At 44.3% G+C, this 23,534-nt stretch carries 24 protein-coding genes, 4 tRNA genes and 1 pseudogene; 26 read left to right on the forward strand and 3 right to left on the reverse strand.

Annotated features, from left to right (window positions below):
• Positions 1 to 131 precede the first annotated feature (131 nt).
• The 6 genes from ACYX4W_RS09460 (at position 132) to ACYX4W_RS09485 (ending at position 6,773) form a co-directional block, all read left to right on the forward strand.
• The gene (locus ACYX4W_RS09460; RefSeq protein WP_476054601.1) at positions 132 to 575 is read left to right on the forward strand and encodes a tellurite resistance TerB family protein; all 444 of its coding nucleotides are present in this window, start codon (positions 132 to 134) and stop codon (positions 573 to 575) included.
• A gap of 163 nt (positions 576 to 738) precedes the next feature.
• Positions 739 to 2,808 (forward strand): putative bifunctional diguanylate cyclase/phosphodiesterase, encoded by a 2,070-nt coding sequence (locus ACYX4W_RS09465; protein WP_476075361.1) that lies wholly within the window; start codon positions 739 to 741, stop codon positions 2,806 to 2,808.
• 300 nt (positions 2,809 to 3,108) lie between these two features.
• Positions 3,109 to 3,390 carry an EF-hand domain-containing protein gene (locus tag ACYX4W_RS09470; protein WP_476054599.1) on the forward strand — a complete coding sequence of 94 codons (282 nt, stop codon included), beginning with the start codon at positions 3,109 to 3,111 and terminating at the stop codon, positions 3,388 to 3,390.
• Positions 3,391 to 3,452: 62 nt separating this feature from the next.
• Complete coding sequence (locus ACYX4W_RS09475) at positions 3,453 to 4,850, forward strand: sensor histidine kinase (RefSeq protein ID WP_476075362.1); 1,398 nt, start codon at positions 3,453 to 3,455, stop codon at positions 4,848 to 4,850.
• 1 nt (position 4,851) lies between these two features.
• On the forward strand, positions 4,852 to 5,436 hold the full coding sequence (locus ACYX4W_RS09480; protein WP_476075363.1) for a hypothetical protein: 585 nt from the start codon (positions 4,852 to 4,854) through the stop codon (positions 5,434 to 5,436).
• The gene (locus ACYX4W_RS09485) at positions 5,433 to 6,773 is read left to right on the forward strand and encodes a sigma 54-interacting transcriptional regulator (protein WP_269916126.1); all 1,341 of its coding nucleotides are present in this window, start codon (positions 5,433 to 5,435) and stop codon (positions 6,771 to 6,773) included. Before ACYX4W_RS09480 ends, ACYX4W_RS09485 begins: the two co-directional genes overlap by 4 nt.
• Before the next feature lie 90 nt (positions 6,774 to 6,863).
• Here ACYX4W_RS09485 and ACYX4W_RS09490 read toward each other — a convergent pair whose 3' ends face one another.
• Both ACYX4W_RS09490 and ACYX4W_RS09495 read right to left on the reverse strand, forming a co-directional pair.
• Positions 6,864 to 7,349 (reverse strand): GAF domain-containing protein, encoded by a 486-nt coding sequence (locus tag ACYX4W_RS09490; RefSeq protein ID WP_476075364.1) that lies wholly within the window; start codon positions 7,347 to 7,349, stop codon positions 6,864 to 6,866.
• Between the two features lie 97 nt (positions 7,350 to 7,446).
• Positions 7,447 to 8,298: a DUF72 domain-containing protein gene (locus ACYX4W_RS09495; RefSeq protein WP_476075365.1), complete on the reverse strand. Its 852-nt coding sequence runs from the start codon at positions 8,296 to 8,298 to the stop codon at positions 7,447 to 7,449.
• A 247-nt stretch (positions 8,299 to 8,545) separates the two neighbouring features.
• Between ACYX4W_RS09495 and aspS the strand changes: the two genes are divergently transcribed.
• The 17 genes from aspS (at position 8,546) to ACYX4W_RS09580 (ending at position 20,859) form a co-directional block, all read left to right on the forward strand.
• A complete protein-coding gene (aspS, locus tag ACYX4W_RS09500) occupies positions 8,546 to 10,306 on the forward strand; it encodes an aspartate--tRNA ligase (protein WP_014948860.1) in 1,761 nt (586 codons plus the stop codon).
• Between the two features lie 3 nt (positions 10,307 to 10,309).
• On the forward strand, positions 10,310 to 10,750 hold the full coding sequence (gene nudB, locus ACYX4W_RS09505) for a dihydroneopterin triphosphate diphosphatase (RefSeq protein WP_476075366.1): 441 nt from the start codon (positions 10,310 to 10,312) through the stop codon (positions 10,748 to 10,750).
• On the forward strand, positions 10,750 to 11,268 hold the full coding sequence (gene ruvC / locus ACYX4W_RS09510) for a crossover junction endodeoxyribonuclease RuvC (protein WP_014948862.1): 519 nt from the start codon (positions 10,750 to 10,752) through the stop codon (positions 11,266 to 11,268). Before nudB ends, ruvC begins: the two co-directional genes overlap by 1 nt.
• A gap of 36 nt (positions 11,269 to 11,304) precedes the next feature.
• On the forward strand, positions 11,305 to 11,925 hold the full coding sequence (gene ruvA / locus ACYX4W_RS09515) for a Holliday junction branch migration protein RuvA (RefSeq protein ID WP_269916132.1): 621 nt from the start codon (positions 11,305 to 11,307) through the stop codon (positions 11,923 to 11,925).
• Between the two features lie 69 nt (positions 11,926 to 11,994).
• Positions 11,995 to 12,999, forward strand: a complete 1,005-nt coding sequence (gene ruvB, locus ACYX4W_RS09520) for a Holliday junction branch migration DNA helicase RuvB (protein ID WP_476075367.1) — start codon at positions 11,995 to 11,997, stop codon at positions 12,997 to 12,999.
• Positions 13,000 to 13,590: 591 nt separating this feature from the next.
• Entirely contained in the window at positions 13,591 to 13,989 is a 399-nt protein-coding gene (gene ybgC / locus ACYX4W_RS09525; RefSeq protein ID WP_024015995.1) for a tol-pal system-associated acyl-CoA thioesterase, read from the forward strand.
• The gene (tolQ, locus tag ACYX4W_RS09530; RefSeq protein WP_025254600.1) at positions 13,979 to 14,668 is read left to right on the forward strand and encodes a protein TolQ; all 690 of its coding nucleotides are present in this window, start codon (positions 13,979 to 13,981) and stop codon (positions 14,666 to 14,668) included. Before ybgC ends, tolQ begins: the two co-directional genes overlap by 11 nt.
• Before the next feature lie 29 nt (positions 14,669 to 14,697).
• Positions 14,698 to 15,117, forward strand: a complete 420-nt coding sequence (tolR, locus tag ACYX4W_RS09535; RefSeq protein WP_061485248.1) for a protein TolR — start codon at positions 14,698 to 14,700, stop codon at positions 15,115 to 15,117.
• Positions 15,118 to 15,226: 109 nt separating this feature from the next.
• Entirely contained in the window at positions 15,227 to 16,006 is a 780-nt protein-coding gene (gene tolA / locus ACYX4W_RS09540) for a cell envelope integrity protein TolA (protein ID WP_476075459.1), read from the forward strand.
• 40 nt (positions 16,007 to 16,046) lie between these two features.
• Entirely contained in the window at positions 16,047 to 17,366 is a 1,320-nt protein-coding gene (tolB, locus tag ACYX4W_RS09545; RefSeq protein ID WP_476075460.1) for a Tol-Pal system beta propeller repeat protein TolB, read from the forward strand.
• Positions 17,367 to 17,406: 40 nt separating this feature from the next.
• Positions 17,407 to 17,973 carry a peptidoglycan-associated lipoprotein Pal gene (pal, locus tag ACYX4W_RS09550; protein WP_014948870.1) on the forward strand — a complete coding sequence of 189 codons (567 nt, stop codon included), beginning with the start codon at positions 17,407 to 17,409 and terminating at the stop codon, positions 17,971 to 17,973.
• Complete coding sequence (ybgF, locus tag ACYX4W_RS09555) at positions 17,973 to 18,767, forward strand: tol-pal system protein YbgF (RefSeq protein ID WP_014948871.1); 795 nt, start codon at positions 17,973 to 17,975, stop codon at positions 18,765 to 18,767. Before pal ends, ybgF begins: the two co-directional genes overlap by 1 nt.
• A 292-nt stretch (positions 18,768 to 19,059) precedes the next feature.
• Positions 19,060 to 19,135 (forward strand) — tRNA-Lys (locus tag ACYX4W_RS09560).
• A gap of 24 nt (positions 19,136 to 19,159) precedes the next feature.
• Positions 19,160 to 19,235: transfer RNA gene (locus ACYX4W_RS09565), tRNA-Lys, on the forward strand.
• 38 nt (positions 19,236 to 19,273) lie between these two features.
• Positions 19,274 to 19,349 (forward strand) — tRNA-Lys (locus ACYX4W_RS09570).
• Between the two features lie 241 nt (positions 19,350 to 19,590).
• Complete coding sequence (gene nadA, locus ACYX4W_RS09575; protein ID WP_476075368.1) at positions 19,591 to 20,646, forward strand: quinolinate synthase NadA; 1,056 nt, start codon at positions 19,591 to 19,593, stop codon at positions 20,644 to 20,646.
• Between the two features lie 122 nt (positions 20,647 to 20,768).
• Positions 20,769 to 20,859 (forward strand) — tRNA-Ser (locus ACYX4W_RS09580).
• A gap of 62 nt (positions 20,860 to 20,921) precedes the next feature.
• Here ACYX4W_RS09580 and ACYX4W_RS09585 read toward each other — a convergent pair.
• Entirely contained in the window at positions 20,922 to 21,308 is a 387-nt protein-coding gene (locus tag ACYX4W_RS09585; protein WP_476054574.1) for a winged helix-turn-helix transcriptional regulator, read from the reverse strand.
• Between the two features lie 127 nt (positions 21,309 to 21,435).
• Here ACYX4W_RS09585 and ACYX4W_RS09590 point away from each other — a divergent pair, with 127 nt between their 5' ends.
• From ACYX4W_RS09590 to ACYX4W_RS09600, 3 genes and pseudogenes are all read left to right on the forward strand, one after another.
• Positions 21,436 to 22,056 carry an NADPH-dependent F420 reductase gene (locus ACYX4W_RS09590; protein WP_476075369.1) on the forward strand — a complete coding sequence of 207 codons (621 nt, stop codon included), beginning with the start codon at positions 21,436 to 21,438 and terminating at the stop codon, positions 22,054 to 22,056.
• A 161-nt stretch (positions 22,057 to 22,217) separates the two neighbouring features.
• Positions 22,218 to 22,954: pseudogene (locus ACYX4W_RS09595) on the forward strand (SDR family oxidoreductase).
• Positions 22,955 to 23,172: 218 nt separating this feature from the next.
• A complete protein-coding gene (locus ACYX4W_RS09600) occupies positions 23,173 to 23,508 on the forward strand; it encodes a hypothetical protein (protein WP_476075370.1) in 336 nt (111 codons plus the stop codon).
• The last annotated feature ends 26 nt before the right edge of the window (positions 23,509 to 23,534 follow it).

Consider the following 23,534-nt stretch of genomic DNA (forward strand, 5'->3'; position numbering starts at 1 on the left):
TAGCCTCCCCCTAGAGTTATCTAAAGAATACAGCAACTAATCGAAATCTCCTTTCACTTAGTATGAATTAGCTAAATACTCAGTTTCCTTTAGTAAAAACTGTGTTGCCATAACTATAAACCTGAGGGCTTATGCTGAAATCATTTCTTAAACTCTTTGAAGAGTCACACAAAAAAGCGGAACCTGCCTATACAATCGAACTTGCCACCGCTGCCTTACTTAGCGAATTGGTCAATGCAGATAATCAGGTGACCGATACGGAAAAAGAAGCATATGAAAAACAGCTTAAACGTCTGGTAAATGTCGATGATGAGGCAATGGAGCTTTTGCTGCAGCGAGGGCACCAAACAGCGGATGATGCAGTGGACCTTGTTCACTTTACTCAGGTTCTTAATAATCATTATTCCGCGGAGGAAAAAGTTAGTGTAATTAAAAGCCTTTGGGTTATCGCGTACGCCGATAATTCCCTAGCGCCGCTGGAAGAAAGTACAATACGACAAATCGCCGATTTATTGTATGTCCCTCACAGCCAGTTCATCAAAACAAAGCTCGAAGTCGTTGAAGGTACAAAATAATTAATGTCTAGTGCATTGAAATCAATACCTTTAAAAATCCATTTTTAATTCTTGAGTCCGTGACATACTATTGCAGCTAGAATAATAAAAAAGTGGCTGTGTTAAGGGGATTGTTATCCTTGCATGTACCGCTTTAATCAAAGTAGTAAGCAAGGACACACTTGTGTTGAAAACATTGAAAGTCTCCATTGGGTTTGCTGTTGCCTTATCCTCGGCAGTTTTATTCATCTCAATCGCTATGGTTAATAAATCAGATAATAGCGAGACTGTAATTGAGGTTGTTAAAAACAACACCGCCGCTTTAAGTAATTCTCTTGCGCTACAACTATCAGTGATGATGGAAAGAAATCCTGGTAACGACGCTCTACTCTCTTCGCTGTTTCAACCCGCAAAAGAACATGAAAATGTTTTATCAGCAGCCCTTTACGACAATAACTATAATGTTATTTCTGCAATTCAACCCGAAAGAGTGCTTGAAATAAGCGACCCTGCGGTGCCCAAAACACCTCAAAGTGTTCCTTATGGTATAAACCAATACGAAGGTGTCATTGTTGCCCATCAAATTGTTGGTAGTAGCCTTTATCCCATGGGGCACATTGTTATTTACGCTGACACCACCAAGGTTCAAACAACAAATAGTGCTCGGCAGTTTTTAGAACAAATACCAGTTTTTATAGCACTTTGGCTATTGTGTACTGGCGTATGTATTTTCATAGTATCCCGACTAATTTCACCTTTGGCCTCGTTAGGCCGGTTTACACAAGACGTGTTTGAAACCAAAGATTACGCGCTACGAAGCTCAATAAACTCATCTAATGAGATAGGCAAGATTGCCACTAATATTAATAGCTTATTAGATGCTATCGAAGTTGAGTTACTGGTGAACTTTGAACAAAAACAAACCTTGGTCGACCAGCAAGAGACGATGTCTCGCCTTGCAAATTTCGATAGTTTGACAGGGTTACCTAACAGGCAGTTTGTTCTTGATAATTTGAGACTGGAATTAGCCCGAGCAAAAAGAAATGACGAAGATCTATTGTTGCTATTTTTCGATCTCGACGGCTTCAAAGGGATAAATGATTCGTTAGGGCACGAAACCGGCGACCTTATTTTAATAGAAGTTGCAGATCGCGTGCAGTGTTTACTTAGAGACGGTGACTTATTTGCTCGTTTAGGCGGCGACGAGTTTTTAGTCCTCCCAGATAGAGATGCGACTGCAGAACAAGCAAAGAGTTTAGCTACGCGACTAATTACAGCGTTCAACGAGCCCTTTGAACTCAGAGGGCTTTCCCTTACCGTGGGGTTGAGTGTTGGCGTGGCTACTGCGTCTGATGCAGGATATGATTTAAGTGAACTTATGAGTAACGCTGACTTAGCCATGTATCGTTCAAAAGCAAAGGGAAGGGGAAGTTACACATTATTTACGCCGGATATGGTGGAATCTCACAAGCGTAAACTGCATCTAGCCAATGGTATTGAACAAGGTATAACCAACGATGAGTTTGTTGTTTATTACCAAGTAAAAGTAAACAACAACGGTAACGTAATTGGCGTTGAGGCATTGATTCGTTGGCAGCATCCTGAGTTTGGCCTTGTCATGCCAAACGAGTTTATTCCTATCGCAGAGCAAGGCGGGAAGATCACTGCCATTACGCAATGGGTCATCAATCGTGTTTGCATGGATATGCCTGACCTCAAGCGCTGGTCAAAGGGAGCTTTTAGGGCTTCTATTAATCTATCCGGTCATGATTTGAGAAGCAATCAACTGTTCGATTATATCTACAATACTTTTGCGCTCTATGACGTAAACCCCGAGAATATCGAATTTGAAGTTACCGAAAGTGCTTATCTTGAAAACTTCTCCCTTTCCAATAAGTTTTTCAGGCGCATTAGTAATATGGGATGTGCTATCGCGCTTGATGACTTTGGTACCGGTTATTCGTCTTTGAGTTATCTCACTCAAATCAATATAGATACCCTCAAAGTCGACAGGCAGTTTGTGATGGAGCTTCAATCTTCAGAACGCAGCCGACTAGTAACAGGCGCTATTATCGATTTGGCAAAACGACTATCACTTTCTGTTTGCGCTGAAGGAATAGAAAACCTTGAACAATGGCGCTATCTGATAGAGCACGGCTGCGATAACGTTCAGGGTTTTATGTTCAGCAAACCTATTCCCATCAACGACCTTGTTACTTCTCCTTGCCATTTTAAAGCTGAACAGTTTAGCTGATGCTAAAATATGTATGTCGGTATTGTTGCCGACATGCACTTACTACCAGTGTTTCTTTATTGCAACACCTGTCCATGAGTTACCCACATTAAAAGTTCGACATTCTCTTAAAGTGATGATTTGTAATGGTTTTTTATTATGGCCTGAAAATCGCATATTAAGTTTCGATGTACTAATGATGTGGTTAATCGAAGACTAATGGTAATATCCATATGCCTTAACTATTCTTTGGTGGAAGAATCCATAGGATACACATTGGTGAATTGAGAAGGATTTTGAAAAGCGTTTAGCGGAGGATTCATGATGAAACGTCTCGAAAAAGTTTTCTTAGCACTTTGTGCCGTTGCAGCTGTACAGGCTATTTCAGTAGCCGATGCGCATGCTACACCAGCGCGCACGCTTATGCAGAAATTAGATATAGACAAAGATGGTCTTATTTCACTTAAAGAAGCAGTAAGACACACAGAACTACTGCGAAACTTTGGGCTGATTGACGACAATGAAGACGGTAAGCTTTCCGAAGCCGAGTTGGCAAAGAGCAAGCTTACGCCAGGTAACAAAAAGCTCACCGCGAGTGAGTAGAAAAGAATATCAACATCAATGAGGGTAGGGTTCTGATAAACAAGGTATCGTTTGGTGAGCGCTTGGTACAACTTGGTTCACTAAGGCAGTTAACGTTAGGAAGTTTTGTACTGGCCCTTATTCCCCTTATTGCGCTTCTTTGGCAAAGCCAAAGCGACTTAGCCAAGGTAGGTCAAATGACTACCCTTGAAACACGCTTTGTAGTGGATGTCGTAAGTGATATGCAACGTCTGGACAATGCAGTGGTGGATGTTGAGCGCAGCATCAGACAGTTTGCCGTTTTACGTAACGACAGGGTGGCGCAGCTCTCTGATAATGCCATAGACCAGTTTGCTGTGGCGGCCGATAACTTGTGTCAGGCGCTTTCCGTGCCAGCAACCTGTTCCCGTTTATCTGAGCAGCTTAATCAACTCGCTGAATACCGTGCCATTGAAGATCAGCTGCTGCTCAATGCGTATTTAGCATCAGTAGGAGATAGTGTCGACCAGCTGCGCGACGATGTAGAAGCGGCCATTACAGAACGGGTTAAAGTACAACAAGACGACTTAAACGCCATGCAGGCGAAACAGGCATGGTCTACCGCAATGCTGGTTAGTGTGTCGCTACTCCTCATATTGATGGGAAGCCAACTGATTGTAAACCCCGTTAATAACCTCAAAAAAATTATTCGGATCATGGCACATAGCGATGGTCAGCTTCCGCCATTGTCTAAGCAGGCACCTAGGGAACTTATTGATGTAGAAAAAGATTTGCATTGGCTTTATGAGCGTTTGCAGCAGCTGGAGCACATCAGAACCGCACTATTAAGGCATGCCGCACACGAACTAAAAACACCCCTAGCAAGCATTAAAGAAGGGTGCAGTTTGTTATCAGAAAACGTGGTAGGCGAATTAAATAACGCTCAACGAGAGGTACTGTCATTACTTACTGCAAGTACCCAGCGTCTTAATACTCTGGTTGAGAAACTACTCGACTACAACCTGCTACTACAACAAGCGCAGCCTAAAATTGTTGAAAGTAATGCAAATAAATTAGTTGAAGCCTGTTTAGAGGATTACGCACTTGCCATTCAAGATAGAGAGGTAGACGTGAATATCTCCTCACCTTCAATACATGTAGACGAGGAATTATTCAGAAGAATACTTGATAATCTAGTGTCCAATGCTGTAGCACACGGAGCAGTTGGACGACCGATAAATATTAGCCTTTATAACAAAAATGATAACCTTGTACTGGATGTCGCCAACAGAGGAAAACGCATAGCGCCGGAATCAGTACACACGCTGTTTGAACCTTTTATCCGCGGGACCGAGCCGAGAAACGACAATGTTATCGGAACGGGGTTAGGATTATCAATTGTTGCCGATTGCGCTCGACTAATGCATGGTGATGTAAAAGTGGTAGATGTAGACTATGCCGATGTTTGCTTTAGAGTGACCATTCCGCAACAGGAAAAATAAAATGAGAATAAGTGGTTTAATTGTTGCCTTACTGGTACTGACAGGATGTCAGAGTTTAACCAGAAACAGCAGCAACACGGGTGAGCCAGAAAAAGTGACACCCGTAGCAAAGATAGAACGCGGTATCTGTTTGTTTAACGAGCCGCCCCCAGTTTTTGAACACAATTGCGATGCAGCCTATTGGCTTAATACGTGGATTGCAGCAGCCAACCAACCTTGGATGGAGCGTAAGCAGGCTTTAAAAGCATTGGGGGATTCAGCGTTTGACACCATTCATGCTTACATCTTAACGCTACCCACTGATACCCCTTATCAAGATAGGTTGCGCGGACAACTAGCATTAAATGATATCGCGGGCACATTCACGGCAGAAGCCCAAGAAGTAGTTAATGTTATTGCTGCTTCGCAAAACAATCAGATAATGCAGCTTGAGTCTGCAATGGTGGTGTTGGAACAAGAAAATACATCTCGTGGAGAGAAGGTTAAGGCGCTAGAACAAGAAGCCGTTAACCTGCGTAAAAAATTAGAAGAACTGTTGCAAATAGAAGCAACACTGATGGACAAAAACAGGAGTACACAACAGTGAGCGAAAAGGCGAGTAGTAACCCTAACTTATTGTTGGTTGATGATGATAAAAGCTTATTGCGTTTGTTGACCATTCGCCTTGAAGGCGAGGGGTACAATGTGACCGCAGTGGAAGACGGTCAATCGGCGCTGAGAAAACTACAGAACGATAACTATGATGTTGTATTAAGCGATCTGCGCATGCCGGGCTTAGACGGTTTGAGCCTATTCGAAGAAATAATGGGAATTAGAAAAGACATTCCTGTAATTTTAATGACGGCGCATGGCACTATTGCAGATGCGGTTGCTGCCACTCAGCGCGGTGTCTTTGGTTTCTTGCCGAAACCCGTTGATCACGATGAATTACGCGCATTGCTGCAAAAAGCCTTGAGTCAATCTCAAGCTGCACAGCCGGGGGATTGGGCAAAAGACATAATCACCCGTTCACCAGAAATGCTTAATGTCCTTGACCAAGCGTTTCGCATTGCTCAGCGTGAAGTGTCTGTGCTTATTAGTGGCGCAAGCGGTACAGGTAAAGAGTTGCTGGCTAATGCTATTCATAAAGCGAGTAACCGCAGTGACAAGCCATTTGTAGCGATTAACTGTGGTGCGCTACCTGAAAACTTACTTGAATCTGAATTGTTTGGTCACGCAAAGGGCGCGTTTACTGGCGCCGTAGCAGCTCACCCTGGCTTATTTAGAGAAGCCGACGGTGGTACGCTATTTCTAGATGAAATTGGCGATATGCCAATGACACTTCAAGTTAAGCTTCTTCGCGCATTGCAAGAGCGCCAGATTCGTCCGGTAGGCAGCAGTAAACACGTAGATATTGATGTACGTATCATTTCTGCCACGCACAAAGATTTGCATAAAGAAATGGAAGAGGGTACCTTCCGCGAAGACTTGTACTACCGCTTGAATGTAGTCAACCTTAAGCTTCCATCACTGAAATCGCGTAGTGAGGACATTCCACTTTTGGCTCGCTCGCTGCTTCAGCAAAGTGCACAGCGTCATGGTGTCAATGTAAGTCAGTTCTCTGACGATGCAATGCAGCAGTTAGTGACCTCATCGTGGCCGGGTAACGTACGTCAACTTGTAAACGTGGTTGAGCAATGCGTAGCGTTAACGCAAACACCTGTCATCCCTCTACATTTAGTAGAACAAGCTCTTTCCGCTACTAAGCAGAGTTGGCCAACGCTTACTGAGGCACGCGATGCCTTTGAACAGCAATATCTTCATAAGCTTCTTAAAATGACAGATGGGAATGTAACGCGCGCTGCTGAGCTTGCAGGTAGAAACCGCACGGACATGCACAAACTTATGAAAAAGCATGATTTAGATGCCGCTGATTTTAGATAGAAATAGTTAAGCTGAAAGAGTTATCAAACGCATCACTTTTTAGTGATGCGTTTTTGCTTTGCGAAACGAAAAGCGGGGGTATCGGGTTAATTATGCTGTAACGTATTCTGAAAAAATAATGGCTTCAACAGCGCGAGCATAGTTTTTTAAGCTCACTATTTCAGTCTCTGAAAAATCTCTTGGTTCATCAAAAAGGAGACATAAGGTACCTAGTTCATAGCCGTCTTTATTACGTAAAATTGCACCCGCATACGCACGAATATATGGCTTGCCAGTAACCAACGGGTTATTAGCGAATACTTTGTCAGCTTTTGCATCAGGTACTATTAAATATTCCTCTTCTGCAATGGCATAAGTGCAAAAAGAGATGTTACGGGGTGTTTCTGTAGCGTCCATGCATTGACGCGACTTAAACCATTGACGGTCTTCAGCAACCAGGCTTACCAAGCAGGTTTTAGCACTAAATTCTTCCTGGACTTTTTTAGTAAGCGCATCAAGTTGTTCGCTGGGGGAGGAGTCTAATATATCTAACGATTCCAAAGCAGCAAGACGTGCTTTTTCGTATTCATGATTCATTGAGGGGGTCACGATAAAAAGTGGTTAATACAAAAATTAATAACCGCTGTAGTTTACCTTTAAATCAGAAAAATACTATCTATTAAGGAGTTATTGTCTAAAACAAGGCGTTTTGAGCTGGCTGATTTTTAATTGAAAGGTTGTCTAACCGGTGGGCTATCTCTTCAGCGTTGTACAAATCAATAAACTGTTGCGCCAGCCATGGTGCGTCTTTGTTGTCAGGGCGGTGACAAAAAAAGTACACGTCCTTTCCTTCTCTTTGCCAAATCTTCACTTTTTTCACCCAAGGCAATAAACAGCGCTGGTTGTCATCATCAATATCATTACCGACAAAACGCACAATGGGGGTATGTCCTGTAGCGATAACGTTTACCGGTACACGGGGCTTTTTCAGCCTGACTTCTTCTAGCATAGCCTGCTTATCTGCCCCGCCTGCATTTAAAGGCCCGCTAAATAAAGCTCGGGTGTCCATAATGATTCTATTCACACCGTGGCGGATCAAAAGTTGGTTAAGCGCCTTTTCCTCATCCCCCTTTGCAAAAAATGCCAGGTGGCGCACTTCAACCGCTATGTTTAATTCTTGGGGTAACGCCGCTAAAAAGGCATCCAAAATAAATAGCTTTTCCGGCCCAAAAGAAGCGGGCAGTTGCAGCATCATGACTCCTAGCTTTTCTTTTAACGGGCTTAATAAAGCAAGCTGTTGGGCAACCTCTTCATCACAATGCTGCAATTGATGTACATGAGTAATGTTCTGGTGAAACTTGAAAGTAAACCTGAAGTGGTCGGGGACTGAGTCGCACCATCTCGCTACCGCGTCCTCGTGAGGAAGTGAGTAAAATGTGGTATTCCCCTCCACCGTATTACACTCCTTGGCATACAGCGACAGTCCATTATCAGACTTGGGATAATTAGCAAACCAGGTGCTTGGCCAATGGCTGTGTTGCCACATTGGTAATCCAATATAGAGATTTCCTTGTGATATGGCTGATTTGTGCATATTTGTCATTGGGCTTTATCAAGCATTTGTTTATACTATGCGGCCTTTAAATCATTACATTATGCATGTTGTGGGCGGGCCAGCTAATTGGCCAGCAAGTTTACGCGATTTTTGGCAAAGTCTTAAGCCCAAAAATAAGCGGTTTTGAACGCCAATTCACTGCATGCGAAGCAAGAAAAAACATCAGGGGTCAAGGACCATGCGCACAGATTACTGTGGGAATATCGATTCATCATACATTGGACAAGAAGTTACCCTTTGCGGGTGGGTTAATAAGCGTCGCGATTTGGGCGGTGTAATTTTCATCGACTTACGCGACCGCGAAGGTATCGTACAAGTGGTGTTCGACCCAGATTTACCAGACGTGCTATCGGTAGCTAATACGCTACGTAGTGAATTCTGCGTAAAGCTAACGGGTAAAGTACGTGCGCGCCCTGAAGGACAAGTAAATAAAGACATGCGCACTGGCGAAATTGAAATCCTAGGCACAGGCCTTGAAGTGATCAACAAGTCTGACGTACTTCCACTGGACTGGAACCAAGAAAACTCAGAAGAACAGCGCCTTCGTTATCGTTATCTAGACCTTCGCCGTCCTGTAATGAGCCAGCGTTTACAGTTCCGTGCAAAAGTAACTGGTGCTGTACGTCGTTTCCTAGAAGAAGAAGGTTTCCTTGATATTGAAACGCCTATTCTTACTAAGGCAACGCCAGAAGGTGCACGTGACTACCTAGTGCCAAGCCGCACGCACAAAGGTGAGTTCTTTGCACTTCCGCAATCGCCACAGCTTTTTAAACAGCTTCTTATGATGTCGGGCATGGACCGTTACTATCAAATTGTTAAGTGCTTCCGCGACGAAGACTTACGTGCCGACCGTCAGCCAGAATTTACCCAAATCGATATTGAGACCACGTTCTTAGATGCCGATGGCGTAATGTCTATTACCGAGCGCATGATCCGCGACTTGTTCAACAAAATGCTAAACGTTGACCTTGGCGACTTCCCGCGCATGACGTACAAAGAAGCCATGACGCGCTTTGGTAGCGACAAGCCAGACCTACGTAATCCGCTTGAGTTAACAGACGTTGCAGACTTGCTTGCTAACGTTGACTTTAAAGTATTCAGCGGCCCAGCCAACGATCCGAAAGGTCGCGTCGCGGCTATCCGTGTACCTGGCGGTGCGTCACTTTCGCGCAAGCAAATTGACGAATACACCAAGTTCGTAGGTATTTACGGCGCGAAAGGCCTAGCATGGATTAAAGTTAACGATGCTGGCGCTGGTCTTGAAGGCCTACAGTCGCCAATCCTTAAATTCCTAACGGAAGACATCACTAACGCCATGCTAGAGCGCACTGGCGCACAAAGTGGCGATATTCTATTGTTCGGTGCTGACAGCTACACTGTGGTTACCGAAGCGATGGGCGCACTTCGTCTTAAGCTTGGTGAAGACTTTGAGCTTCTTGAAGGCGAGTGGAAGCCACTTTGGGTTGTTGACTTCCCAATGTTCGAAGAATTTGACGGTCAGCTACACGCTATCCACCACCCGTTCACTGCGCCACGTGGTTTAACGCCAGAAGAACTTAAAGCTAACCCAGCTGAAGCCTTATCTGACGCTTACGATATGGTATTGAACGGCGTTGAATTAGGCGGTGGTTCTGTACGTATTCACAATGAAGACATGCAGTCTACAGTATTTAACATTCTTGGCATTGACGATGAAGAAGCGAAGAACAAGTTTGGCTTCTTGCTTGACGCGCTGCGCTTTGGTGCGCCGCCGCATGCAGGCCTTGCGTTTGGTCTAGACCGTTTGGTAATGCTAATGACGGGCGCAACCTCTATTCGCGATGTAATGGCATTCCCGAAAACGACCACAGCGGCATGCCCGTTAACATCGGCGCCTAGCCCTGCAAACCCACAGCAGCTTGAAGAGCTAGCTATTGCAACGGTGAAAAAGCAATCGTAATTTATGGCGTATAAGAAGCCTGAATCTGCACTGGTAGTGTTGTATGACCAACACTACCGAGTGCTGCTTTTGCAACGACAAGACGACCCCACCTTTTGGCAGTCGGTAACCGGCGCGTTAGAAGAGGGGGAGTTACCTTTAGAAACGGCATATCGTGAAGTGTGTGAAGAAATTGGCATCGATGCCAAAGCGCACGGCTTTGTGGTTAACGACCACGATAAACAGAACCAATATGAAATTCGTAGCCGCTGGCTACATCGCTATCCTCCTGGTACTGTGCACAACACAGAGCACGTATTTTCCCTTCAAATAAACAGCGATTTACCCATTGTCCTAACAGAGCACTTGCAGTACGAATGGGTGACGAAAGACGAAGCGCTCGCGCGTTTATGGTCTCCTTCTAATAAAGAAGCGGTATCTTTGTTTGTACCGAGTGTGCCTTAATGGTTATACTGGGTATAGATCCAGGTTCTCGGATCACAGGCTACGGTTTAATTGCACGTAAGCAAGGTAAACTGGTGTATGTAGCAAGCGGATGCATTCGCGTTGGAACGGCAGATTTGCCTTCTCGTCTTGCTAATATCTTTACCGGGGTTGGCGATATTATTCGTCAATATAAACCCGACCAGTTTGCTATTGAACAAGTATTTATGGCGAAAAACCCTGATTCAGCGCTGAAGCTTGGTCAGGCCAGAGGTGCCGCCATTGTGGCAGCCACCCAAGCGCAACTTCCTGTTGCTGAATACAGCGCAAGGCAAATTAAGCAGTCGGTAGTGGGAAAAGGTGGTGCAGATAAAACGCAAGTTCAGCACATGGTAAAACACCTGCTGAATTTAAGCGGCACGCCACAGGCTGATGCTGCCGATGCATTAGCCGTTGCCTTGTGTCATGCACACACTGAACAGAGCCTGATAAACATGGCAGGGCAAGCCCGCAAAACTGTACGCGGACGCTTGCGCTAATCCTGCTCGAAGCTCACGCTTTTACAGAGATAATTCATGATTGGACGAATTCGCGGTACGTTGGCTGAGAAACAGCCTCCAGAAATTCTTGTAGATGTAGCCGGTGTTGGCTACGAAATTCACATGCCTATGACCAGTTTCTACCAGCTTCCCGCGGTGGGTGAAGAAGTGGTGGTGTACACACACTTTGTGGTTCGCGAAGACGCCCAGTTGCTGTTTGGTTTTGCTGATAAAATGGAAAGAGGCTTATTTCGCGAGTTAATAAAAGCGAACGGTGTAGGCCCTAAACTGGGCTTAGCTATTTTATCAGGTATGTCGGCTGGGCAGTTTTTGGCAAGTGTGCAAAATGAAGACGTTTCGGCACTCGTCAGTTTACCGGGCATTGGTAAGAAAACCGCCGAACGTTTAGTGGTCGAACTCAAAGACAGGCTCGCTAAGTTTGGTAAAGCGCAAAGCATTGTGATGCCACCGCCTAGCAGTGACCTGTTATCGAATAACACAATTGTTGAAGTAAACGACGCCCGTGAAGAGGCACAAAGCGCACTTATCGCATTAGGCTATAAGCCAGCACAGGCCAGTAAGCTGGTTGAAAGTGTATACACTGAAGGTATGGAAAGCGAAGCGGTAATTCGCGATGCCTTAAAAGCCGCTATATAATAGCCCGTAGTGAAGGCAGCGATAATGTCGTTATGCTGTCTTCGTGTTATTCCCTAAAGTAGAACTATCATGATTGAAGCAGACAGACTGATTACGCCTGACGCCAGTACCGAAGACGAGGTGATTGACCGTGCCATTCGCCCTAAAATGTTGGAAGACTACACAGGGCAGCCTCACGTTTGTGAGCAAATGGAAATATTTATTAAGGCGGCACGTAATCGCGATGATGCGCTCGACCATCTACTTATCTTTGGCCCGCCTGGTTTAGGTAAAACAACCTTGGCGAATATTGTGGCTAACGAGATGGGCGTAAACATCAAAACCACTTCAGGGCCTGTGCTAGAGAAAGCTGGTGATCTTGCCGCGCTGCTTACCAACCTAGAGCGCAATGATGTATTGTTCATTGATGAAATACACAGATTAAGCCCAGTAGTGGAAGAAATCCTTTATCCAGCAATGGAAGACTATCAGCTTGATATTATGATAGGCGAGGGGCCTGCCGCCCGTTCAATTAAGCTAGACCTTCCTCCTTTTACGCTGGTAGGCGCTACCACCCGCGCAGGTTCGCTAACGTCGCCATTACGCGACCGTTTCGGGATTGTTCAACGATTAGAGTTTTACAACGTAAAAGACCTCACTAGCATCGTTGCAAGAAGTGCAAGCTATCTTAATTTAGAAATGAATGAGGAAGGCGCTCAAGAAGTGGCACGTCGCTCTAGAGGTACACCGCGTATCGCTAATCGTTTGTTACGCCGTGTACGGGATTATGCCGAAATCAAATCTGACGGTACTGTGGGCGCAGACGTTGCTGCCAAAGCTTTAGATATGCTTGATGTAGACAAAGAAGGTTTTGATTACATGGACCGCAAATTGCTTACTGCTATTATCGAAAAGTTTGATGGTGGTCCAGTAGGGCTAGATAATTTGGCTGCGGCCATTGGCGAAGAGAAAGAGACCATAGAAGATGTAATTGAACCCTTCCTTATTCAGCAGGGCTTTTTACAACGCACGCCACGGGGGCGTATTGTGTCGCAGCGCGCCTATCTGCACTTCGGCTTCACTCCGTCAGAATAGTTTGTAACCCTTTTGTAAGAAGGTTTAGATTCGTTTTAAAGGCCTAGCTGAAATGCTGGGCTTTTTTGGGTAAGGCCGAAGGCTTCAAATATTAGAAGTAAGCGCTTATATAGGGGAAGGTGGCAAGTTCAGGGCCGCTAGTGAAGAGTGTTTGAAAGTAAATGGCGAATTGTTGAAATGCGCTTGTTAAGCATGGGCCGCTAATATTTTGTTTTGTACAGATGCTAAATTACAGGCAAAAAAAAGCCCGCTCATTGAGCGGGCTAAAACAACAAGTGTTGAAGGAAATAAATCCAGGGAACTCATGTCTAACAGGAGAATAACTCTTGCATGACCGTGCTAAGCACCATCACGCTCTGTACGACTGATGCTGTGCATTATAGGGAGAGCAGAGAAAACTACAATTGAGTAAAATTGTTAGTTTGGATTAGAAAAACTAATGTGTTAACTAGGTGTTTCGGGTTGGTTTAATTTTGATTAAATGTTAGCTTTTATGGGCTCTGTGGCGTGGTTTTGTTCTGCACCTTATCGTGCTAATTAGTTATTTTAACTTTGTTTTGGATTATTATATTTTTTGGTGAAGGAATAGTTATGCATTTACATCAGGTAAGAGTGTATTACGAAGATACCGACGCAGGCGGTATCGTCTATTATGCGAATTACCTAAAGTTTATGGAGCGAGCCCGCACAGAGTGGCTTCGCGAGCTAGGTTTTGAGCAAGACACGCTGATGGAACAATCTATCGCTTTCGTCGTCAAACACGTTGAAATGCATAACTATGCGCCTGCACGGTTCAATCAACTGTTGAGTATTGAAACTCGCGTTGTAGAATTGAAAGGCGCTAGTATGACGTTTCAACAAAATATTAAAAATGAACAAGGCGTTACCTTAGTATCTGGAAATATTAAGGTTGCCTGCGTCGATTTGGCTGTAATGAAGCCAAAAAGACTACCACGTACTTTGTTAGGGGAAATTTCGCGTGTCATCTGATCTCACTTTTATTGGCTTGTTTTTACAAGCAAGCTTTATTGTTCAACTTGTTATGCTTCTACTATTAAGCGTTTCAGTCGCGTCTTGGACATTTATATTTCAACGAAGTAAAGCTCTGTCGGCTGCGCGTAACGAAATGCGTCAGTTTGAAGATAAGTTTTGGTCAGGTGCTGACCTGAATCGTCTTTATCAAGAACTTTCCGCCAGAACTAACTTAACAGGCATGGGCAGCATCTTTTGCTCAGGCTTTAAAGAGTTTGTTCGCCTACGCAAATCTAACACCGCCACCAATGGCATTGTTGACGGTACATATCGTGCCATGCGTGTTTCTATGTCTCGCCAAGTCGAAGAATTAGAAAGTCGTTTACCCTTTTTAGCTACGGCGGGCTCAATTAGCCCTTACATCGGTCTATTCGGCACTGTGTGGGGGATCATGAATGCCTTCATCGCACTAGGTGAAGTGCAGCAAGCTACCCTTGCAATGGTTGCACCTGGTATCGCAGAAGCACTAATCGCAACCGCTATTGGTCTATTCGCAGCAATCCCAGCTGTAATCGCATACAACCGTTTCAGCCACCAAGTTGAGAAGCTAGAAAATAGCTACGGCAACTTTATGGAAGAGTTCTCTGCAATTCTTCACCGCCAAGCCGTTGCTGCGCAAGCACAACAACAAGCCTAAGCGTTTACATTCCAAACGGAGGACTTGTTATGTATGTAAGAAAACGCCGTAGGCCCGTATCAGAGATAAACGTAGTGCCCTACATCGACGTGATGTTGGTATTGCTTATAATCTTTATGGTAACGGCGCCGCTTATTTCTCAAGGGGTAAAGGTAGATTTGCCTAAAGCAAGTGCCAACCCGATAGAGCAAGAAGATACACCGCCAATTATTGCGTCAGTGGATGTTAAAGGTCGCTACTTTCTTAATGTAGGAGAAGACCAAGAATCGCCAATTAGCGAAGATGAGCTTGGCGCTATTGTAAAAGCACAATTGACCAAAGAGCCTAACACGCCCGTAGTGGTTAAAGGCGATGGGCAAGTAGCGTATAACGAAGTGATACAGCTAATGGTGTTATTACAGCAAGCGGGTGTGCCTTCAGTGGGGTTAATGACGGATCCGGTTGAGTAATATAGATATGTCAAAACCTGAAGTGTCCAATAGCACTGAGCATAAAAATGCTTCTTCGAAAGAAGAGGAGCGCGCGGGGACGAAACAAAAAGGTAACAAGAAAAGTACAATGACGCCTGAACAACTTGGTTTATACAAGTCGTTAGGTTTGCATGCCATTATCGCTGCACTGTTACTTATTAGCGTCAGTTTCTCTCCTGACCCTTTGCCGAGTATGCCATCCAATGCGCCTGTAATAGAAGCAACGTTTATTGATGCGCAAGCAATTGCAGATCAAAAAAGAGAGCAGGCACAAGCTGAAGCTCAAGCAAGAGCCGAAGAACAAGAAAGGCAAAGAAAAGCAGAAGCAGCTGCAGAGAAAAAACGTCAGCAACAGCTAGCTGCAAAGCGTGCGAAAGAAAAGCGTGAAGCAGAAGCTGCTGAAGCGAAACGTCAAAAAGACTTGGAGCGCTTAGCGGCGCAAAAGGAACAAGAGCGTAAGGAGCGCGAAGCAAAAGCGAAAGCCGAGGCCGAGCGTAAGAAGAAAGAAGCCGCTGAACGTGCAGAGATGGAAAGGATCATGCAAGAGCAGTTAGCGCAAGAGCGAGCTGCACAGCAAGAACGTAGGCGAAAACAGGTACTTACTGAAGTAGAGCGCTACACCGCGCTTATTCAGCAAACCATTAAACGCAACTTGTATTCAGACGACAGTTATCAAGGCAAAACCTGTCGATTGAATATTCGGTTAGCAACAACAGGGTTTGTGACGAGCATTCGCGTACTCGGCGGCAATGACGCGCTATGCCGCGCAGCAGAGAGTGCGGTTCGCAGGGCTGAAAAGTTGCCGGTATCTGATGCGCCAGACGTTTACGAGCAGTTAAAAGACATTACTTTAAAAGTGGAATTATAGTGGTATGAAAAAACTAGGTTTATGGATAGCGCTTATTACGATGACATTCAGTGTCAACGTGTTTGCATCCTTAGAAATTGTAATAACCGAGGGCGTAGATAGTGCACGTCCAATCGGGGTTGTGCCATTTAAATGGAAAGGTCAGGGCAGTATGCCTGGCGAACTGTCTAAAGTAGTAATGGCAGATTTGATGCGCAGTGGTAAGTTTAACCCGGTATCTGTCGATAAAATGCCACAGTACCCAGAGACAGCGGAGCAAGTGTCTTTTACCGCATGGGCAACGCTTGGTGTTGATACCGTATTAGTGGGAAGTATTGAGCCACAAGGTGGCGACCGCTACCTTGTATCTTATGAGTTGATTGATGTACTTAAAGGGCAGGTTGACAATGGTCAGGCCAAAGTACTCAAAGACGGCAACTTAGTATCGAGTAACGATCACGTTCTTGCTGCCCGTCAGGCAGTGATCAACGGCCGAGATTTTCGCCAGTATGCGCATCGAATTAGCGACATAGTGTATGAAAAATTAACAGGTGTTCGCGGCGCATTTTTAACGAAAATTGCTTACGTCATTGTTCGCGACCGCGATACGGTTGAAAAACCTTATCAATTAGTGATTGCAGACTACGATGGTGAAAATGAAACGCGCTTGCTGTCCTCTCCCGAACCGCTTATGTCGCCAGTGTGGTCGCCTGATGGAGAGAAGCTTGCCTACGTGAGTTTTGAAAATCGTAGACCTCAAATATTCATTCAGGATATTTACACCAGTGAGCGTACGCGCATTACTGATTTCCCTGGAATAAATAGTAGCCCGGTGTTTTCACCAGATGGCAAGCAACTTGCTATGGTTTTATCGAAAGATGGAAACCCTGAACTCTATGTGATGGACTTAGCGACGAAAAATCTTCGCCGAGTTACACGCAATAGAGCGATTGATACGGAGCCTGCGTGGCTACCCGATGGCAGCGGTTTAATATTTAGCTCGGAACGGGGTGGTAAACCCCAGATATATAGCGTAAATTTAAATTCTGGGAAAGTAAGGCGCGTTACCTTCGTAGGTGAGCAAAACCTTGGCGGTACGCTAACCCCTGACGGCAAGCAAATGATTATGGTTAACCAAACTAATGGGAACTATCACATTGCTAAGCAGTCTTTGGATGGTGGATCACCTCAAGTACTGACACGGACGTACTTAGATGAATCACCAAGTGTAGCGCCGAATGGAAGCATGATTATTTACAGCACCCTTCACGAGGGGACTCAAGTACTATCATTGGTCTCTTTAGATGGGCGTTTTAAAGCTAGGTTACCAGCAGCCAATGGGCAAGTTAAATCGCCAAGTTGGTCACCATTTTTGTTCTAACAATTTAACGACTAAACAATAAAATTTAAGGATTAGTAGGATGCAAATGAATAAAGTGATGAAGAGCTTCATTATCGCATTGCCAGTAGTGACAATGATGGCATGTTCTTCAGGCCCTAGCGAAGAAGAATTGGCAGCTGAACGTAACCGCCTTGCACAAGAACAAGCGGCTGCGGAAGCGGAAGCACGTGAAGCAGAAGCTCAGCGCGTTAAAGCAGAAGCTGCACAGCGTATGAAGCGTCAGGAAGAAATGGTTCAGCAAGAAATGGAAGCGCTGAAAAACGAACAAACCGTTTACTTTGACTTTGACCGCTCAAGCATCAAGCCAGAGTTTCAGCGTATTCTAGACAAGCACGCGGCGTTCTTGGTGAAAAACCCAAGCACTAAAGTGACTATTGAAGGTCACACTGACAGCCGTGGTACACCAGAGTACAACATTGCACTAGGCGAGCGTCGTGCACAGTCTGTTGAAACTTACCTACTTAATGCTGGCGTAAGCAGCAGCCAAGTAACAGTAGTTTCATACGGTGAAGAAAAACCAGCAGTGATGGGTTCTACTGAGTATGCATTTGCTCAAAACCGTCGCGGAGTGGTTGTTTACCGCTAATGACTATTCTAACGAATAAGACATTAAAAATGGGCGTCACGTTATGTGCCGCCCTTGCTGTTTCTACCGCATTTGCGCAAGCGCCTGTAGTAGACGCCAATGGCGGCAGTGAATTAGAGCAGCGTATTGTCGTGCTTGAGCGTATTGTTAAGAGCCGAACTGAAATGCAGCATAGGCTTCAAACGCAACTAGACAATATGCAAATGGAAGTCGACCAGCTGCGTGGTGCGGTTGAAGTTAATACCAACGAACTTCAAAAAGTACTTGAGCGCCAGCGTGAGCTTTACCTTGAAATAGATAAGCGCGTTGAAGCCCTTAAGCAAAGTGGTGCGCTACAAGGCAGTGCTATGCCAAGTGCAGGTGTTGATTCTGGCTCTGTGAGCTCTCCAACAGCATCTACGCCAACGCAAGCTCCGCAAGCAGGTGAAGATGAAGCCTATGAAAATGCGGTGAATTTGATCCTTAAGTCTCGTGAGTACGATAAAGCCATTCCTGCGTTTCAATCGTTCATTTCACGCTTTCCCAACAGTGGTTACGCACCAAATGCGCATTACTGGTTAGGGCAACTGCTGTTTAATAAGCAGCAGTGGAGCGAAGCAAGTGAGCAATTTAATATTGTAGCTAATCGCTTTACCGATTCTTCCAAGCGTCCTGATGCCTTATTAAAACTAGGTGTCATTGCTGAGCGAACGGGAGACAGTTCAACAGCACGTCAGCTGTTCCAACAAGTTGTAAATGATTACCCTGATTCTTCGGCAAAACGCCTCGCTGAATCTCGGTTAAATAACTTGTAATGAACAAAGCCTCTTTTAAAGAGGCTTTTTTGTGAGTTAGAGAAAAGTTTTTTTCAAAAAATACCATTTAGAGTGCATAAAACTTCTGCACCAAATTTCACTGTATTTCGTAGAAACCTGACTAAACTCAATTAGTACTGGTATAAATACTCAGCGATTTGTTTTCATTTTGACCGTTTAGTCGTAATTTGACAGAAAAATGAAAATAAAAGGACGTTATGGGTTGCGTCGAATAAAAATCTGAGTATTATATGCCGCCGTTGCCAAGACACAGGCAACAACAGGAAAGAAAGGGTCGTTAGCTCAGTTGGTAGAGCAGTTGACTTTTAATCAATTGGTCGCTGGTTCGAATCCAGCACGACCCACCACTTTCTATCCTAGCATCAAATGATGGGTCGTTAGCTCAGTTGGTAGAGCAGTTGACTTTTAATCAATTGGTCGCTGGTTCGAATCCAGCACGACCCACCATCATTTGAATTGCTAAACTTATCTTTGTGTCACTTGATGGGTCGTTAGCTCAGTTGGTAGAGCAGTTGACTTTTAATCAATTGGTCGCTGGTTCGAATCCAGCACGACCCACCATCAAGTCTTCTTAATGTTCAAACAACGCTACTCAAATCGCACTTTCTGAAATCTAACTTATATTTCTCTTTGCACTGTCACTTATCTCATTTTTACTTTGATCTGGTTAACTTAACCCCATGTAGTAGAAAGGTAAGTACAAATACGACTATTTAATTACGCTTATGTTGAATAGGTAGTATGTAATTTTTATGACAGTTCGGTATAATCCGCACCCTTGTCGCAACAGAGATGTAGGTTAATGTCAGTAGCATTTCGAGTGGATCAGGTAGAGTACCCGTTCCCAGCAAAACCACAGCCATTATCAGAAGCACGTAAAGCTGAATTAAAGGCTGAGATCAAAGCTTTACTTAAAGCCCGTAACGCTGTGCTTGTCGCACACTATTACACCGATCATGAAATTCAGGCGCTTGCTGAAGAAACTGGCGGTTGTGTAGCTGACTCTTTAGAAATGGCGCGATTTGGTAGAGATGTAGCAGAGCAAACGTTAATTGTTGCTGGCGTTCGCTTTATGGGCGAAACGGCAAAAATTCTTAGTCCAGAAAAGACGGTGCTAATGCCTACCCTTGAAGCGACCTGTTCCCTTGATATCGGTTGCCCGGTAAAAGAGTTCAGCGAGTTTTGTGACCAACATCCTGATCACACCGTTGTGGTTTACGCGAATACTTCGGCCGCTGTGAAAGCGCGCGCAGATTGGGTAGTAACGTCAAGCATCGCGCTGGAAATTGTTGAGCACTTAGACAGCCAGGGCAAAAAGATCATTTGGGGCCCTGACAGACACCTAGGCTCTTACATCGCAAAGCAAACCGGTGCCGACATGCTAATGTGGCAGGGCGAGTGTATTGTTCACGATGAGTTCTCTGCGCAAAAACTTGCCGACATCAAGGCGCTATACCCTAACGCTGCAGTACTGGTTCACCCTGAATCACCAGCCAGCGTGGTAGACATGGCTGATGCGGTTGGCTCAACCAGCCAGCTGATAAAAGCATCGCAAACCATGGATAACGACACCTTTATTGTTGCTACCGATAAAGGCATCTTTTACAAGATGCAACAACTTACTCCAGAGAAGACGTTTATAGAGGCTCCAACAGGCGGTAACGGCGCTACGTGTAAAAGCTGTGCTCACTGTCCTTGGATGGCAATGAACGGCTTAGAAGCGATTAAGGCGTCTTTAACGGGCGAAACTGATGGGCACGAAATCTTTGTTGATGATGAATTACGTAAAGGTGCACTTATTCCACTTGATCGCATGCTTAACTTCTCAGCCGAGTTAAAAGCGAAAGGCGGGCTATAAGCGCACGTTTTATAAGCACTTGCTGAATATTTTCCAGCAAGTTCTTGATTAAGCGCGCGGCTTTACCTACTATACGCGCGCTCAAGGGTTTTCGTAGTTAAAAGCTTCTTGATACAAAATTTGGAGAGATGGCTGAGTGGCTGAAGGCGCACGCCTGGAAAGTGTGTATACGTTTATAGCGTATCGAGGGTTCGAATCCCTCTCTCTCCGCCAAATACAAAGAACCGGCTTTACGCCGGTTTTTTTGTTTTAAACGCTGTTATTTAGCTTAACTATTACTCAGAATGCTGTGTTAGTGTTTTAACTCGCTCACGTTCAATTTCAAGTAAATTATTTTGAGCCCACTCAATGGCTGTTTTTATTACTGGCACTAACGTTTCTCCAAGCTCAGTCAGTTTATATTCCACTCGAAGTACCATCTCGTCCGTATAGTTCGCTCGACTTACTAATCCATCTCTTTCTAGTTTTCTTAGTGTTTGTGTGAGCATTTTCTGTGAAATCCCCTCACATTGGCGTTTAAGTTCGCCAAATCGAAGTGTATTGCCATCGAGTGCAACTACCACTAATGCCACCCATTTTTCTCCAATCATCGCTAATACCTGCCTGGAAGGGCAAATTTTTGCGTAAACATTAGGTGAGAGTTCGTTTTCTTCCGTAATCACTAGTTACCTCAAAGTGCCTAATTGAAGGCAACGTCTTTAGTCTTTAAATTGGTTTTCGGTATCCATTGGATACCGGTGTTCTAAATGTACTTATTTCTCCAATTAACATCAACTAAAGGGTTAAGAAATGAATAATATTGCGGTAGTAGGGTTCGGAAACGTGGGTAAAAACTTAGCGCATCTTTTTAACCGCGCTAATTATAAAGTGACGGTTTACTCCACCACAGGCGATGCAGGTGCGACTGTTTATGATACTCAACTCCTTGGGCATGGCTTTAAAGAAGTCGACGCAGTTGCTTTAGCTCTGCCTTATAAAGCGGCATTGGCTTTAGTTGAGGAACAAGCGGAATCTCTAGCAGACAAAATAATCATCGATTGCACAAATCCACTTAACGATGACTGGTCACCCTTGCTACTGGGTGAAAGTACTTCTGCTGCTGAGGAAATAGCAAAACGAGCGCCATCCGCACATGTAGTGAAAGCGTTTAACACAATTTTTGCTGATGTTATGTCACCTCAGTACCATAATATTAGCGGTACACCGACAACGGGTTTTGTAGCAGGTGATGATGCGGTAGCGAAAGAAATGGTTATGAGACTTGTCGATAAAGCCGGTTTTGCAGCGCTAGATGTGGGGGCTTTAAAAAACGCACGCTATCTTGAAGCTATGGCCCATTTAAATATCGAAATTGCGGTTAATCAACGAGGTGGTACAAAAGCGGTATTTTGCTACTACCAAGACAAATAGTTAAACATAGGAAAGAAGTTCGCAGCAATGCGGGCTTTTTAACTAGTCATAAACGCCACTAAATTCATTTCAATCTATTTCCTCGCTAAGTAAGCATAAATCGCAATCTATTACTTTTACAGTAACGTAATAAGAGTAACGTTTTAAACAAGGAGTGCGCTATGACAACTTTTAAACATACAGCGATAGTTACAGGAGCATCAAGGGGAATAGGTGCCGAAATTGCCAAAAAGCTGAGTAAAGAAGGCTTTCAGATTGTTGTGAATTACTCAGGGAGTGAAGAGCAAGCGCGAGGTGTGGTGCATGATATCGAGAAGGACGGCGGTATAGCTTGCGCCATTCAAGCCGATGTATCTGATATCAGTGATGTGAAACGTCTATTCGATGAGACTGAAAAGCAATTTGGTTCGGTCGATATACTCGTTAATAATGCTGGTGTTCTATCTATGGATGCATTAGCAGATGTGAGTGAAGATACCATTCATCAACATGTGGATATCAATCTTAAAGGCGTAATCTTCACCACGCAGCAGGCAGTTAATCGGCTAAACCAAGGTGGCCGAATTGTGAATATATCTACCTCTATTGTTGGCCTCAAACTAGAGAAATATGGCGTTTACGCGGCAACAAAAGCTGGTGTTGAAACCTTGACTGCTATAACGTCAAAGGAACTACGTGGAAAAGACATTACGGTAAATGCCGTAGCACCTGCCCCACTGATACCGAACTGTTTATGAAAGGCAAGTCGGAAGACTTTGTTGAGAAGTTAAAAAACATGGCGCCGTTAGAACGTTTGGGTACGCCAAAGGATATTGCTAACGTCGTTGCCTTCCTATGCAGCGAAGACGGTATCTGGATAAATGGTCAAGTTATACGGGCTAATGGTGGGATTGTTTGAAGATTTGCATAAAATGTAACGCGCTATTGAACGTAGTAGCAGTTAGTTATGCTAAAAAGCAGTCTAAGTGATGAGTTCATCATTATTGAAATTATTCAAATATTAATATATATTTTCTTGGTTAATAAATGTACAAATGTGGCTGTGGCCTATAACGTTTGTTGTTACTGAAGTACGATATCGATTGGATATAACGTTATTTTAGCAAGGACGCTTTAATGACACCTCTGAAACGAAACCTCACTAGATTTTTTATCTTTTTCCTTGTGCTTTTTCTTAGCGCTACCATTTTTGGCTTTGTTTATTTTTTTAAAATGGAACGAAGCGAAGATATATTGAACACTCTTTATTTTAGAGAATTACAGCAGATAGAGAATGGAATACAGCGTAGCATAGAAAAAGTGAATAAAACCGGCAGCTATGTATTGTCGTCTTGGCGTGAAGGGAAAGATAAAAAAAGCAAAGTTTTTGATCAAGCAGAGAAAAGCTTTGAGAGTCAAGCAAAGCAAAACTTCGAGGATCTAGCAAGTTCAGCGCAAGACTTAACGACATAAAACTACATTCTCCGGAGTTTACCTAC

The sequence above is a fragment of the Alteromonas sp. ABH4_454 genome (assembly GCF_056311775.1).